This window comes from Pseudomonas sp. F8002, from assembly GCF_013385495.1.
Lineage (GTDB): Bacteria > Pseudomonadota > Gammaproteobacteria > Pseudomonadales > Pseudomonadaceae > Aquipseudomonas.
In genome coordinates, this window is record NZ_JACAPW010000006.1 from 135,841 (window position 1) to 150,503 (window position 14,663).

A 14,663-nucleotide genomic window follows, 5' to 3' on the forward strand; every position below is an offset into this window, starting at 1 on the left:
CGGGTTCACATCAAATCAGAATCAACCCGCCAACCCGACGAACATGTCCTGCACGTCATCATGGTTGTCCAGGCCTTCCAGGAAGGCTTCGACTTCGGCCATCTGCTCATCGCTCAAACCGCTCACCGGGTTCTTCGCGATGTAGCCGAGCTTGGCCGACAGCACGGTGAACCCCTGCTCCGGCAAGGCTTTCTGCACGGCGTCCAGGTCAGTGGTCTCGGTGATGAACAGGGTGGTGCCCTCTTCTTCGCCTTCTTCGAAATCCTGGGCACCGGCTTCAATCGCGGCCATTTCCGGATCGGCGTCCGGGCTGTCCGGTGAAGCTTCGATCAGGCCCACATGGTTGAAGTCCCAGGCCACAGAGCCCGAAGCCCCCAGTTGCCCCTTGCGGAACGCCACGCGGATTTCCGCCACGGTGCGGTTGATGTTGTCGGTCACGCATTCAACGATCAGCGGCACCTGGTGCGGGGCAAAACCTTCGTAGGTCACGCGGTGGTATTGCACGGTCTCACCGAGCAGACCGGCACCTTTCTTGATCGCGCGCTCCAGGGTTTCCTTGGGCATCGAGGCCTTTTTGGCCTGCTCCACCACCAGGCGCAAATGTGCGTTGGTAGCAGTGTCGGCACCGTTGCGGGCGGCAATGGTGATCTCTTTCACCAGCTTGCCGAAGATCTTGCCCTTGGCATTGGATGCCGCTTCTTTATGTTTGACTTTCCACTGTGCGCCCATGACTCACTCTCTTCTGTCCATCGCGCCGAAACGTCTACTGGCCGGCGCTTTGGGGGCAGAGTTTATAGCGCTGAAACACTCTAATCCACCAAAAAACCGGCCATGCCCCTCAGGTCCGCAAGGGATTGATGGCGCGCTCACGGTCGGGCACGAAGTCACCCACCTGCGCCAGCACCGCCGGCCTGGCGTTCCAGTACGGCATCAACACCAGGGAGGAAAACAGCGCGGCACCGGCAAACACGATAAACACCGTGACCGTGTCGAAGTAGCCCGGCAGCAAGCCGCCAAGGATCGCCCCCACCGAACCGCAGCCGTTGACGAACCCCGCAGCCGTCGCGCCGGCCTTGGCGGTGCCGAAGTCGATGGCGGCGGTGCTGCTGATCATCGAGTCCGGCCCGTACAGGGTCAGGCCCATCACAAACAGCAGCGCCATCACCAGCGCCACACTGCCGGTGTGCAAGGCGCCCATGAACAACGCCAGGGCCACGGTCAGCGCCAGCAGGCTGAGGACACAGGCCGGCATGCGCCGGGCGCCGAACAGTTTGTCGGACGCCATGCCGATCATGATCGGCCCCAGCAACCCCGCCAGCTCGAACGCCGTCGGCACAATCGCCGCGCCGACCTTGCCCACCGACGGCATCTGCTCATACACAATCACCGGCCCCCACAACAGGATCGCGTAACGCGCCGGTTTCAACAGAAAGTACGCCAGCCCCAGGGTCAACACCGTGCGGTTGCGCAAAATGGCCCGCAGCGGCTCCAGCACACTGGCGTTCTTCTCGGCGGCAGTCTGTTCCGGTTCCGGTTCCACTGCCGGTAACCCAACATCCTGTGGCGTGTTGCGCTGGAAAATGAAAAACAGCACCGCGACCACGAAGACCACAGCCGCACTGGAGATAAATGCCGCATGCCAGGTGCCGATCAGCGTATACGCCCACCATCCGGCAAACGGCGACGCCACCAGGCCACCAAAGGCGTAGCACGAGCTCCATAAACCCAGCACCCGGCCACGCTGCTGCGCCGGGAAGAAACTGCCAAGGTTCTTGCACAGCCCGGACCAGCCGGTGGACTGGGCCAGGCCCTGGATCAACATGCACGTGACAAAGATCGGTAACGTGGCAAACGTGCCCATCACCAGGGCGGCGGCGGCTGAAATCAGCAACCCGCCGAGTACCACCACACGCGGCCCGAAACGGTCGGCGAGCATGCCCCAGGTGAATTGGCCAACGGCGTAGGCCGCCAGGTAGATGCCATCCAGGTTGGCCATCATCATCTTGTCCAGCGGGAAACTCGGGTCGTCGACGATCCCCAGCTTGGCCACCGAAAAAGCCTTGCGGGTGAAATAGAAGGCCGCGTACGCCAGCCAGGTGATGGCGAAAATCTGCACGCGCCAACGCTTGATGTGACTCAAGGGAGTATTCATGGTGGTTCTGACCTCGGGTGTGAGTGTGCCGGCAGAATGAAAAGCAAACGCCTGTATTTTTATTGTTGAGCACTGCAGTACCGGCGCTTGGGAGGCGACGGTGCTGGTCAGATGAGTCCTGCTGGTGAGCACGCAGAAAACCCATGGCCGCCGAAGGTGTAGGACTCGACCTACGGCGACTGGGGCTATCAAAGCAATGGCTGACTAATAGGTAAAATCGATTTATCGTATTTCAAATATAAGCTGAGCTTGTAAGAGGATTCGCGATGTCGGTGTCTCACGCGCAACTCAAAGCCTTCCATGCGGTGGCCGTACACGGCAGTTTTACCCACGCCGCCGAACGCTTGTTCCTCAGCCAGCCGGCCATTTCCGACCAGGTGCGCAAGCTTGAGGAACGTTTCGGCGTGCTGCTGTTTCATCGCAACAAACGTTCGGTGCGCTTGACCGACCTCGGCGAGCGCCTGTTGAGCATCACCCAGCGTCTGTTTGCCGTCGCGGCGGAAGCCGAAGAGCTGTTGCAGGATTCCCGCGCCTTGCAAACCGGCACCCTGACACTCGCGGTGGACGCCCCGGTGCATGTGCTGCCGCAGATTGCGCGCTTCTGCCAGTTGTACCCGGGCATCAGCGTGAAGATCGAAACCGGCAACACCGATGAATCACTGTTTCGCCTGTACAACTACCAGGCCGACCTCGCGCTGCTGGGGCGCGATGTGGACGACGAGCGGCTGCTGTCACTGCCGCTGCCCGATGACCAATTGCTCGCGTTTGTCGCCCGCAACCACCCGTGGGCGGGCCGCGAGTCGATCTGCCTGGCGGACCTGGACGATACGCCGCTGGTGTTGCGGGAAATCGGCTCGGTGACCCGCCAGACCCTGGAGCAGGAAATGCACCAGGCCGGGCTGCGCATTCGCCCGGCGATCCAGGTGGAAGGCCGCGAAGCCGCGCGGGAGGCGGTGGTGGTGGGGATTGGCGTGGGGGTGGTGTCGGCTGCGGAGTTTGGCGCAGATTCGCGGGTGTATGCGATGCCGATCCGTGACTGTACGCAGCGGATGAAGGAAACACTGGTGTGCTTGAAGGAGCAGAGTTCGCGGCGGGTGGTGGCGACTTTTCTGGAGATTGTGCGGGAAAGTTTGCGGTGAAGTTGAGGGCCCCTTCGCGAGCAAGCCCGCTCCCACAGTTGACCGAGTTCTACCGATGGAACGCGGTCGAATGTGGGAGCGGGCTTGCTCGCGAAGGGGCCAACTAGATCTCAAGCCAACACCCTCTAAGGCGCCAACTCGAAAAACGCCTGAATCAACCGCAACTCCCGGCGCCGCTCCATGCACCCGATCACATGCCGGTTCACCAGCCCCTCGCCCTGGATCGGAATCGCGTGCACCCGCGGATCCCGGCTGACTTCCATCGACGACACCACCCCAACCCCCAACTCGGCCGCCACCGCTTCCGTCACCGCCTCACGGCTGTCCAGTTCCAGCAACACCCGGGGCTGCACGCCGGCCTGGGCGCAGGCATCGTCAAAGGTCCGCCGCGTGATCGAGCTGGGTTCACGCAACACCATGATCACCTGATCCAATTGCTCCAGCCGAATCCCCGCAGGCTCCGCCAGCCACGGATGGCCCGCAGGCACCAACGCGCAAATCCGTGACTCGATCAACGGCTGCAAGTGCAGGCCCTTGCGCGGCTCCACCTCGGTCAACACCGCCACATCGGCGCGCTCCGACAACAGCGCCGCGAGGGTTTCCTGCGCATTGCCCAGGCGCAAATTGACAGTAATCCCCGGATACCGCTGCCGTAGGCTGGCCAGCATCGGCATGACCATGTGCGGCCCGTCCGCCGCCACTTCCAGGCGCCCGGTAAGTAATTGCCGGTTGGCCTCCAGCAACGTCTGCGCCTCTTCCACCAGGCCGAAGATCGCCCGGGTGATCGCCGCGAGTTTGGTGCCCTCCTCGGTCAACTCCACCCGCCGCGCGGTACGCCGCAGCAGCGCGATCTGGTAGTGCTCCTCCAGCGCCTTGATATGCCCGGTCACCGCCGGCTGGCTGATGAACAGGCGCTCGGCCGCCCGGGTAAAACTGCCCTCGCGGGCCACCGCATCAAACGCACGCAGTTGAAACAGGTTCATAGCTATCGGCCTCACTGATAGCTCGCATAACAACAAACAATTTGATTGATGACAAGCCAAACTGCAATTTAGGCGCCGTAACTTCATCCCAATGTTTTGCGAGGACACACGAATGAGCACTGCCGCGCCGATCCTGCTGACCCCGGGGCCCTTGACCACCTCGGCCCGCACCCGCCAGGCCATGATGGTCGACTGGGGTTCATGGGATGACCGCTTCAATCAACTGACCGCCAGTCTTTGCGAGCAACTGCTGGTGATCGTCAACGGCACCGCCAGCCACCATTGCGTGCCATTGCAAGGCAGCGGCACCTTTGCCGTGGAAGCGGCCATCGGCACCCTCGTGCCACGGGACGGCAAGGTGCTGGTGCTGATCAACGGCGCCTACGGCAAGCGCCTGGCGAAGATTTGCGAAGTGCTCGGCCGCGAGTTCAGTACCTTTGAAACTGCCGAGGACGAACCCACCACCGCCGCCGACGTCGACCGCCTGTTGCACGCCGACAGGGGCATCACCCACGTCGCACTGATCCATTGCGAAACCAGCACCGGGATTCTCAACCCGTTGCCCGAGATCGCCCAGGTCATCGCCCGCCACGGCAAGCGCCTGATTATCGACGCCATGAGCTCCTTCGGCGCGCTGCCGATCGACGCCCGCGAGGTGCCGTTCGACGCGCTGATCGCCGCCTCCGGCAAGTGCCTGGAAGGCGTACCGGGGATGGGTTTTGTGTTCGCTGAAAAGCAGGCGCTGGCTGCAGCCCAAGGCAACTGCCACTCCCTGGCGATGGACCTTTTCGACCAGCACAGCTACATGGCCAAGACCGGCCAATGGCGCTTCACACCGCCGACCCACGTGGTGGCGGCGCTGCACGAAGCGCTGCTGCAATACAACGAAGAAGGCGGCCTGCCCGCCCGGCACCAGCGCTACGCCGACAACTGCCAGGCATTGCTGGACGGCATGGCCGAACTGGGCCTGCGCAGCTTCCTGCCCGCCGCGATCCAGGCGCCGATCATCGTTACCTTCCACGCGCCGAAAGATCCGCGCTACCAGTTCAAGGAGTTCTACGAACGGGTCAAGGCCAAGGGCTTCATCCTTTATCCCGGCAAATTGACCCAGGTGGAAACCTTCCGCGTGGGCTGCATCGGCCATGTGAACCAGGCCGAGATGCAAGCCGCGGTCGCGGCGGTAGCCGAGGTGCTGCAAGAAATGAACGTGCTCGACATCTGACTGCCCACTACTCACAGGATCTGAACCATGAACTACGCAAACCCAACCCAGCTTCAAGCCGCGATCCTCGACTGGGCCGGCACCGTGGTCGATTTCGGCTCGTTCGCGCCCACGCAGATTTTTGTCGAAGCCTTCGCCGAGTTCGACGTGCAGGTCTCCATCGAAGAAGCCCGTGGCCCGATGGGCATGGGCAAGTGGGACCACATCCGCACCCTGTGCGACCAGCCGCAGGTGGCCGAGCGTTACCGCAAGGCCTTCGGCCGCACACCGACTGACGATGATGTGACCGCCATCTACCAGCGCTTCATGCCGCTGCAGATCGAGAAGATCGCCGAGCACTCGGCATTGATCCCCGGTGCCCTGGACACTATCGCCAACCTGCGCCAGCAAGGGATCAAGATCGGTTCGTGCTCCGGCTACCCCAAGCAGGTGATGGACAAGGTTGTCGAACTGGCTGCCACCAATGGCTATATCGCCGACCACGTGGTCGCCACCGACGAAGTACCCAACGGCCGACCATGGCCGGCCCAGGCCCTGGCCAACGTGATCGCCCTCGGGATCGATGACGTAGCGGCCTGCGTGAAGATCGACGACACCGTGCCGGGCATCCTCGAAGGCCGTCGCGCCGGGATGTGGACCGTGGCGCTGACCTGCTCGGGCAACGCCCTGGGCCTGACCTACGAGCAGTTCCGCGCCCTCGACGCCGGCACACTCGCCAGCGAACGCACGCGTATCCAGGCCATGTTCGAAGGCTCGCGCCCACACTACATGATCGACACCATCACCGACCTGCCTGCGGTGATCGCCGACATCAACCAGCGCCTGGCACGGGGTGAAATGCCGCAGGGCAACTGATCGAGATCAAAAGATCGCCTATACACCCTCCTCTCACGGGCAAACCTCGTAAAACAGGCTTACATTGAAAGGACTCCGTCGCAAAGAACGGAGGTTTGCCCTGATGAGTGAGGAAGAAAGCGATGCCCTGGAAAAATTCCGATACGCGTTACAGCACCATGTCGATTGCGTTGCACTGGCTGATGGTGGTGCTGCTGGCGGTGGTCTACGCCTGCATTGAGTTACGCGGGCAGTTTCCCAAAGGCAGCGGCGCACGTACGTTGATCGTGGAAATGCACTTCATGTTCGGCCTGACGGTGTTTGTGCTGGTGTGGCTACGGTTGTTCGCCCGCAGCCTGGGCGTTGCACCGAAGATCGTACCGGCCCCGCCGCAATGGCAAACCCTCCTCGCCACCCTGATGCACATGGCGCTGTACGCCTTGATGATCGGCATGCCCATCGCCGGCTGGCTGATCGTCAGCGCCGAGGGGCATTCGGTGATGTTCTACGGCATCGAGTTGCCGCCGCTGATTGCCGAGAACAAGGCGTTGGCCAAGGAAATTGAAAGCTGGCACGTGCTGTTCGGCAAGATCGGCTACTGGCTGATCGGGCTGCATGCGTTGGCCGGATTGGCCCATCACTATGTGCTGCGAGACAACACTGCGTTGCGGATGATGCCCGGCAAGAGAGGGAGCATTCAGTGAGCCCACGGATTGAATGTGGCAGCTGGCGTGTGTGGGAGCTGGCTTGCCTGCGATAGCATCACCTCGGTGCCACTGATACACCGCGGTGTCTGCATCGCAGGCAAGCCAGCGCCTACATTAACCGGGTGCAACACGGAAACCCCGGCGGCCTTGCAGGCCACCGGTGTGGACGAAGATCAGGCGCGTACCGGAGGCAAAGCGCCCGGCTTCAATCTGCTGCTTCAACGCCAATAACGCCTTGCCGGTGTACAGCGGCTCCAGCGGCAGGCCACAGGCTTGCTCGGTAGCGTCGATAAAGGCCAGCAACTCTGGATCGACCTTGGCAAAGCCGCCCCGGCTGGCCTCCAGCAATTCATAACCCTGCTGCACAAGCGCCTGCACCTGTTGCGCCACCCCGTGGTCGTCGGGCACCGCCAGGGCGCCATATACCGGATGCGCGCCCGCCTCCGCCAGCACCAATCCCGCCAATGTAGTACCGGTGCCTGCCGCCAGCCACCAACCGTGATAGTCCGTCCAGCCCAGGCCGTTTAATTGTGCCCGCGCCTGATTCACCAAAACCCCGCAACCCAACGCGCCCGCCAGGCCCCCGCCGCCTTCAGGTACCGGGTGCAGGTGCGGATACTGCTCGCGCCAGGGCAGCCAGAAGTCCGGCTCGTTGCGCGCGCGATAGCCGCCATACCCCAGCCAATGCAGTTGCATGCCGAAGGCCTTGAGGTCGAGCACCGTGGGAGTGTCTTGCGGATGGCCACGCAGCAAGCCAACGGTAGGAAAGCCGAAGCGTTTCCCGGCCGCCGCCAGTGCATGCAGGTGATTGGAGTAAGCGCCGCCCAGACTGATGATCCCGCTGGCGCCCGCCGCCCGGCCTTGCGCCAGGTGCTCGGTGAGCTTGAACCACTTGTTGCCGCTGATCAGCGGGTCGATGCGATCCAGGCGCAGCACGGCGACTTCCACCGGCCCCATCCAGTCCAGCTTCAGGGGTTCAAGGGGCGCGTGGGGAAGCCAGTCGAAAGGACCCATGAGGGCGGTTCTGCACAAGAAAAGGGGCGGTAGTCTACCACCGCCCCTTTTACCTGTTTACAGCTCGGCCGCCAGGCGCGAACCCTGGTTGATAGCGCGCTTGGCATCCAGCTCGGCCGCCACGTCCGCGCCGCCGATCAGGTGCACGTTCTGCCCGGCCGCCACCAGGCCATCCTGCAATTCCCGCAGCGGGTCCTGCCCGGCGCAGATCACGATGTTGTCCACCGCCAGCACCTTCGGTTCACCCTCGGCGCCGATGCGGATGTGCAGGCCCTCATCGTCGATTTTCAGGTACTCGACGCTGTTGAGCATCTGCACCTGCTTGTTCTTCAAGCCGGTGCGGTGGATCCAGCCGGTGGTCTTGCCCAGGCCGTCACCGACCTTGGAGGTCTTGCGCTGCAACAGGAACACTTCACGCGCCGGCGCATGGCGCTCGGGCTTGATCCCGGCCACGCCGCCGCGGGCTTCCAGGTGGGTGTCGATGCCCCACTCTTTCCAGAACGCCTCGCGGTCCAGGCTGGTGGACACGCCCTGGTGCACGAGGAATTCCGAGACGTCAAAACCGATACCGCCGGCACCGATCACCGCCACGCGATGGCCCACCGGCTTACGCTCCAGGATCACGTCGAGGTAGCTCAATACCTTGGCGTTTTCCACGCCGGGAATCGCCGGAATACGCGGCGCGATGCCGGTCGCGAGGATGATCTCGTCATAACCGCCCGCAACAAGCTGCTCAACGTCGACCCGAGTATTCAGGCACAGTTCGACGTGAGTGGTCTGCAACTTGCGCTTGAAGTAGCGCAGGGTCTCGAAGAACTCTTCCTTGCCCGGCACACGCTTGGCGATGTTGAACTGGCCGCCGATCTCGCTGGCCGAATCGAACAGCGTCACTTGATGCCCACGTTCGGCGGCGACGGTGGCGGCCGCCAGGCCCGCAGGACCGGCACCGACCACGGCGATTTTCTTGATCTGCTTGACCGGCAGGTAGTTGAGCTCGGTCTCGTAGCACGCACGCGGGTTGACCAGGCAGGTGGTCAGCTTGCCGCCGAAGGTGTGGTCCAGGCAGGCCTGGTTGCAGCCGATGCAGGTGTTGATCTCATCGGCGCGGCCTTCGGCAGCCTTGTTGACGAAGTCCGGGTCGGCGAGGAATGGGCGAGCCATCGAGACCATGTCGGCATCGCCTTCGGCCAAAATCTGCTCGGCGATTTCCGGGGTGTTGATCCGGTTGGTGGTGATCAACGGAATCTGCACCGCACCGCGCAACTTCGCGGTGACCTTGCTGAACGCGCCACGCGGCACTTTGGTGGCGATGGTCGGGATCCGCGCTTCGTGCCAGCCGATGCCGGTGTTGATGATGGTTGCACCGGCCTGCTCGATGGCCTTGGCCAACTGCACGATCTCTTCCCAGGTGCTGCCGCCTTCTACCAGGTCGAGCATCGACAGGCGGAAGATGATGATGAAATTCGGGCCCACGGCTTCGCGCACCCGGCGCACGATTTCCACCGGCAGGCGCATGCGGTTTTCGTAGCTGCCACCCCAGCGGTCGGTGCGGTGATTGGTGTGGGCGGCGAGGAACTGGTTGATGAAGTAGCCTTCCGAACCCATGATTTCCACGCCGTCGTACTCGGCGACCTGGGCCAGCACCGAGCAGGTGACGAAATCATTGATCTGTTTTTCGATGCCTTCTTCGTCCAGCTCTTTGGGCTTGAACGGGTTGATCGGCGCCTGGATCGCGCTCGGTGCCACCTGCTTCGGGCTGTAGGCATAACGCCCGGCGTGGAGGATCTGCATGCAGATCTTGCCGCCCGCCTCGTGCACCGCCTGGGTGACGATCTTGTGCTTCTGCGCTTCTTCGTCGGTGGTCAGCTTGGCCGCACCGCCATACACCCCGCCTTCATCGTTGGGGCCAATGCCGCCGGTGACCATCAGGCCCACGCCGCCACGGGCGCGCTCGGCAAAATAGGCCGCCATGCGCTCGAAGCCACCGGGTTTCTCTTCAAGGCCGGTGTGCATCGAGCCCATCAGGGTGCGGTTGCGCAGGGTGGTAAAACCCAGGTCCAACGGGGCCAGCAGGTGCGGGTAGGCAGCAGCGGTCATGGTACAGCTCCACAACGGATCATCACGGGACGTGGAGCGCTCGAATGGCACTCCATCGGTTTATGTCCCACAGACTAAGAGTCCGCCGGCTGGCGCTCAATGACCGTAAGTGACAACTTAATGATCAAAGTGCGCAGCAGAAAGCATGGCAGCGGTAATTTTCTCCTGTTTCTGCCCCTGCCCGATCATCCAGCGTTGAAACCCGCGGCACTGCTGTTTGTGCAGGGTATTGGGGTGCCAACTCAGGTAGTACGGCGCCGCCAGCGGCACGGCGAACCGCCAGGGAATCACCAGCCGACCGGCGCGCAGGTCTCCGGCGATCATTGAGAACTGCGCCAGCACGATGCCTTGCCGGTCGATGGCCGCCTGGATCGCGGTAATCGATGATGAATAATTGCGGCGGATCACGATGGGCTGGCCGGTTTGCCCTTCCAGCTCGCTGAACCATTGGGTCCACGAAGGCGGCGAATCGAATTTGGGCCGCGAGTCGATGCCGATCAGGCGGTAATCGAGCAAGTCCCGCGCGCACGCAACCCGTTCCAGCAACTGCGGTGAACAGGTGGGCACCACACAATCGCGGAACAGCGGCACGCTATGCCCCGCATGCTCGGGGTGCTCGCCATAACCGATGCGAAAGTCGGCACTTTCCTCCCCCGATGCATCATCGAGGGTGCTGTCGAGGTAGATGTCCAGGTCGGTTTCGTCCTGCCCCCACTCGTCGATCAGCGGCGACAGCCATTTGGTCATCAGCGAAGGCAGGCAACTGATATACAGGTTGTTGGGATTCTTCGCCCGCTCGGCCTCGGCCACCGCCAGCCTGAGTTCTTCGAACGCCGCGGTGCAGCGGGCGTGCAGGCGTTCGCCGACGCTGTTCAAGCGCAGGCGCTGGCCGTCCTTGAGCGTCAGCTTCATGCCCAGGGCATCTTCGAGCAGTTTCATTTGCTGGCTGACAGCGCCCACCGAGATCCCCAGGCGAATCGCCGCCTGGGACATACCGGCGCAGTGGCCCACCACTTCAAACACTTGCAACGCGCGCAACGGCGGTAAACGGCTCATGGGGGAATCTCGCGACTTCAGCAGTTTAGATTTTCTACTAAAAGTAACAGAAAACCGCATATTTTCTTCAGCTAGTGCAACCCGTAGAGTGAAACCACTTCCCACCCCATTGCGTTACGCCCTGCTGGAGTCGCTGATGAAAACCCTGCCTGAACAAATTACCCATGTCGTGTTAGGCGACAGAGAACCCAGCATCGAAGAGTTCGTGGCGATCGCCCGCTATTCGGCCACTGTTTCGTTTGCCGACAGTTACAAGAACCGGGTTAAAAAGTCCCGTGGGTTGATCGAGCGATTCCTCGATGAAAACCGTTTGGTGTACGGCGTGACCACCGGTTTTGGCGACAACGTGCGGCATGTGATCTCGCCGGAAAACGCCAAGGAACTGCAAGTCAACATCGTGCGTTCCCACGCTGTTTCCGTCGGCGAACCGCTGGTGCGTGAACAGGTGCGGGCGATCCAGTTGATGGTGTTGATCAGCCTGGGCAAAGGCTACTCCGGGGTGCGCCTGGAACTGCTGGAACTGATCGCCGGCCTGCTCAACCACGACGTGGTGCCCTTTGCGCCGGGCGAAGGCTCGGTGGGTTACCTCGCGGTAGAAGGCCACCTGGCCCTGGTGCTGCTCGGCGAAGGCCGCGCCAGTGTCAAGGGCGGTGCACTGGTGGATGGCGCAACCGCTCTGCAACAGGTCGGCCTGCAACCGACCGACCTGCAGTGCAAGGAAGGCCTGGCGATGTTGAACGGCACCACGTCGGTGACCGCCATCGCCACACTGGCGCTGTACAACGCCATGCAGGCTGCCGACCTGGCGGACGTGGCGGCGGCCATGTCGCTGGAGGCGCTCAAGGGCACCATCCGCGCGTTCGACCCGCGCTACCACTCGATCAAGGCTCACCCCGCACAGGCCGCAACCGCCGCCAACATCAAGGCTATCCTGCACGACAGCCAGCTCATCGCAGACAACATCGATTACCGCCTGCAGGACGTCTACAGCCTGCGTGCCATCCCCCAAGTGCATGGTGCTTCCCGGCAGTTCATCAACTACGCGCGGGAAACCATCGAACGCGAAATCAATTCTTCGGGCGACAACCCGGTGATTTTCCCGCTGGACGACGGTGACGGTATCGCGATTTCCGGCGCCAACTTCGACGGCACCTACATCGGGATTGCAGCCGACACACTGTGTGTGGCGCTGACCAACCTGGCGAAAATTTCCGAGCGCCGGACCGACCGCATGATCAACTCGCACTTCAGCGAAATGCCGGCCTTCCTGGTGCGCAACCCGGGCCTGAACAGCGGCTACATGATCGTCCAGTACACCGCCGCCGGGCTGTACGCCGAGATGAAAACCCTGTCGATGCCGTCGTCGATCGACAGCGTCTCGACCTGCGGCAACCAGGAAGACCCGGTCAGCCTGGCCTACAACGCGGTGATCAAGGCCTACAAAGTCTCGCAAAAACTCCAGTCGGTGGTGGCCATCGAAGTGCTGGTCGCGTGCCAGGCCCTGGATTTCCACGATGTGAACAAGGCATCGACCGCGACCAAGGCGGTCTATGACCTGGTGCGCAGTGAAGTGCCGGTGGCGGATAACGACCGCGCGTTTTACGCTGACATGGCCAGTGTGATTGACCAGGTGCGCAGCGGGAAAATCAACGACCTGGTGGCCCATCACCTGAACTGACAACCACGCCGTCAAACGGCCTGCCCTCCTTTTCGGACGGCGGGCCTTTGCCATTTTTGGCGCAGACAAAGCGATACCCGGGGACCTTGCGAATGCTTCAACCCAAAGACGTTCTACACCTGCTCGACACCTGCTCCATTGCCTATGAATACGTGGAACACAGCGCCGTGCGCACCTGCGAAGAAGCCGACAAACTGGACATCGGGATCAGCGGGCAGGCGGTCAAGAACATCTTCCTGTGCGATGCCAAAGGTTTGAATCCCACCCTGGTGGTGCTCAAGAGCGAGCAGCGCCTGGACCTGCGTGCACTCTCGCAAACCCTCGGCCTCAAGGGCCTGAGATTCGCCTCGCCGCGCCGCCTGATGGAAACCCTGGGCGTGGAGCCGGGAGCGGTGTCATTGCTGGGGTTGTGCAATGACGTGCAGCGCGCCACCCAGGTTGTGATCGCCGAAGAGGTGTGGAACGGCGACAGGATTCTCTGCCATCCGCTGGTGAATACCGCGACCCTGTCGATCGCAGTCCGCGATATGGCGCGACTGCTTGAGCACCTGGGATTCACGCCAATACTCACCGCGAACGCTGCCCCCACGCCTGACACCTGACAGCGCACGGGCGGGTGCAAAACGCTACCTATCGACCCAAAACAGGGCGAAAAAACCGCGCACATTTTCTAACCATGTTTAATTTCCTTGAAAATCAACAGGTTATTTATTTTTAAAAGCTGGCAAATATTTTGCAATGACATGTATGTACATGTGGAGTCATGTGCAGACTGGAGAGCGAATCGGCCAGTCCCCAAACCTGTATGCGTTCGAGAAAAAAGTCCTAAGCCCACATCAAAACATTGGTAGGAAATAGAAATGACCGCTAAAAAATCGAATTGGTTAGGCTCTGTTGCTGTAGCGACCCTAGTGATGGCAAGTGCTTCCGGACTGCAGGCAAAGGACTGGACGTCCGTGAACATCGCGACCGAGGGCGCGTACGAGCCCTGGAACCTGACATTGCCCGGCGGGAAGATCAGTGGTTTCGAGCCTGAGCTGATGGACTACCTGTGCGCCAAGATGAAGCTGCAGTGCAAGATCACCGTGCAGAACTGGGATGGCATGATTGCCAGTCTCAACGCAGGGAAGTTTGATGTGTTGATGGATGCGATCGTTATCACTGACGACCGTAAGCAGGTCATGGATTTTTCGATTCCCTACGCGCAGACGCCGGCCAACTTTGTTGCGCAGGATGCGGCGTTGCTGCCGGGTAAAACCGGGGCGGCGAATGCGATTACGCTGAGTGCTGATCCGGAGGCGATTCACGATGCGATCGAGCCGTTGCGTCAGGCGCTGAAGGGTAAAACCATCGGGATCGCTTCAGGCATCATTTACACCAAGTTCATTGATGAGAACTTCAAGGACGTGGCGACGATTCGTGAGTACAACACGTCGGCCGATGCGATTCTTGATCTGCAATCGGGCCGTATTGACGCGATTTTTGATGACGTTACGTTCCTTGATTCGATCATGTCCAAGCCTGAGAACAAGGGGCTGGCGTATACCGGGCCGCAGATCAAAGGCCCTATCTGGGGTGATGGCGAGGGCCTGGGTTTTCGCAAGAGCGATCCGGAGTTGAAGGCCAAGTTTGATGCGGCGTTGAAAGAAGCGATTGCTGATGGGACTGTTAAGAAACTCAGCGAAAAATGGTTCAAGGTGGATTTGACGCCTAAGTCCTGAGGCGTTCCTGGTTGGGGTGGGGGCATATCCGTTATTTGGGTGATGGCTGAGATTGGTTCC

At 61.5% G+C, this 14,663-nt stretch carries 13 protein-coding genes; 7 read left to right on the top strand and 6 right to left on the bottom strand.

The window, feature by feature from the left end; genetic code table 11:
• Positions 1 to 21 precede the first annotated feature (21 nt).
• A complete protein-coding gene (locus tag HX811_RS07570; RefSeq protein ID WP_008431478.1) occupies positions 22 to 729 on the bottom strand; it encodes a YebC/PmpR family DNA-binding transcriptional regulator in 708 nt (235 codons plus the stop codon).
• A gap of 109 nt (positions 730 to 838) precedes the next feature.
• Positions 839 to 2,152: an MFS transporter gene (locus tag HX811_RS07575; RefSeq protein ID WP_102369529.1), complete on the bottom strand. Its 1,314-nt coding sequence runs from the start codon at positions 2,150 to 2,152 to the stop codon at positions 839 to 841.
• Between the two features lie 266 nt (positions 2,153 to 2,418).
• Between HX811_RS07575 and HX811_RS07580 the strand changes: the two genes are divergently transcribed.
• Positions 2,419 to 3,291: a LysR substrate-binding domain-containing protein gene (locus tag HX811_RS07580; RefSeq protein WP_003212428.1), complete on the top strand. Its 873-nt coding sequence runs from the start codon at positions 2,419 to 2,421 to the stop codon at positions 3,289 to 3,291.
• 125 nt (positions 3,292 to 3,416) lie between these two features.
• Here HX811_RS07580 and HX811_RS07585 read toward each other — a convergent pair whose 3' ends face one another.
• A complete protein-coding gene (locus HX811_RS07585) occupies positions 3,417 to 4,274 on the bottom strand; it encodes a LysR substrate-binding domain-containing protein (protein ID WP_003212427.1) in 858 nt (285 codons plus the stop codon).
• Positions 4,275 to 4,386: 112 nt separating this feature from the next.
• Here HX811_RS07585 and HX811_RS07590 point away from each other — a divergent pair, with 112 nt between their 5' ends.
• The 3 genes from HX811_RS07590 (at position 4,387) to HX811_RS07600 (ending at position 7,034) form a co-directional block, all read left to right on the top strand.
• On the top strand, positions 4,387 to 5,496 hold the full coding sequence (locus HX811_RS07590) for a 2-aminoethylphosphonate--pyruvate transaminase (protein ID WP_134327002.1): 1,110 nt from the start codon (positions 4,387 to 4,389) through the stop codon (positions 5,494 to 5,496).
• Between the two features lie 27 nt (positions 5,497 to 5,523).
• Positions 5,524 to 6,351, top strand: coding sequence for a phosphonoacetaldehyde hydrolase (gene phnX, locus HX811_RS07595; protein WP_003212423.1), 828 nt, complete (start codon positions 5,524 to 5,526; stop codon positions 6,349 to 6,351).
• A gap of 122 nt (positions 6,352 to 6,473) precedes the next feature.
• Positions 6,474 to 7,034 (top strand): cytochrome b, encoded by a 561-nt coding sequence (locus tag HX811_RS07600; protein WP_177041882.1) that lies wholly within the window; start codon positions 6,474 to 6,476, stop codon positions 7,032 to 7,034.
• A gap of 117 nt (positions 7,035 to 7,151) precedes the next feature.
• On the opposite strand, the gene HX811_RS07605 is transcribed toward HX811_RS07600, so the two are convergent.
• The 3 genes from HX811_RS07605 to HX811_RS07615 all read right to left on the bottom strand — a co-directional run bounded on the left by HX811_RS07605 (position 7,152) and on the right by HX811_RS07615 (position 11,204).
• Positions 7,152 to 8,051 carry a 1-aminocyclopropane-1-carboxylate deaminase/D-cysteine desulfhydrase gene (locus HX811_RS07605; protein ID WP_177045427.1) on the bottom strand — a complete coding sequence of 300 codons (900 nt, stop codon included), beginning with the start codon at positions 8,049 to 8,051 and terminating at the stop codon, positions 7,152 to 7,154.
• Between the two features lie 57 nt (positions 8,052 to 8,108).
• Positions 8,109 to 10,148 carry an NADPH-dependent 2,4-dienoyl-CoA reductase gene (locus tag HX811_RS07610; protein ID WP_087694656.1) on the bottom strand — a complete coding sequence of 680 codons (2,040 nt, stop codon included), beginning with the start codon at positions 10,146 to 10,148 and terminating at the stop codon, positions 8,109 to 8,111.
• A gap of 117 nt (positions 10,149 to 10,265) precedes the next feature.
• Positions 10,266 to 11,204, bottom strand: a complete 939-nt coding sequence (locus tag HX811_RS07615; RefSeq protein WP_003212414.1) for a LysR substrate-binding domain-containing protein — start codon at positions 11,202 to 11,204, stop codon at positions 10,266 to 10,268.
• Between the two features lie 136 nt (positions 11,205 to 11,340).
• Between HX811_RS07615 and hutH the strand changes: the two genes are divergently transcribed.
• The 3 genes from hutH (at position 11,341) to HX811_RS07630 (ending at position 14,603) form a co-directional block, all read left to right on the top strand.
• Entirely contained in the window at positions 11,341 to 12,882 is a 1,542-nt protein-coding gene (gene hutH, locus HX811_RS07620; protein WP_023658981.1) for a histidine ammonia-lyase, read from the top strand.
• 92 nt (positions 12,883 to 12,974) lie between these two features.
• A complete protein-coding gene (locus HX811_RS07625) occupies positions 12,975 to 13,484 on the top strand; it encodes a prolyl-tRNA synthetase associated domain-containing protein (protein ID WP_177041890.1) in 510 nt (169 codons plus the stop codon).
• A gap of 354 nt (positions 13,485 to 13,838) precedes the next feature.
• Positions 13,839 to 14,603 (top strand): transporter substrate-binding domain-containing protein, encoded by a 765-nt coding sequence (locus HX811_RS07630; protein WP_177045429.1) that lies wholly within the window; start codon positions 13,839 to 13,841, stop codon positions 14,601 to 14,603.
• Positions 14,604 to 14,663 lie beyond the last annotated feature (60 nt).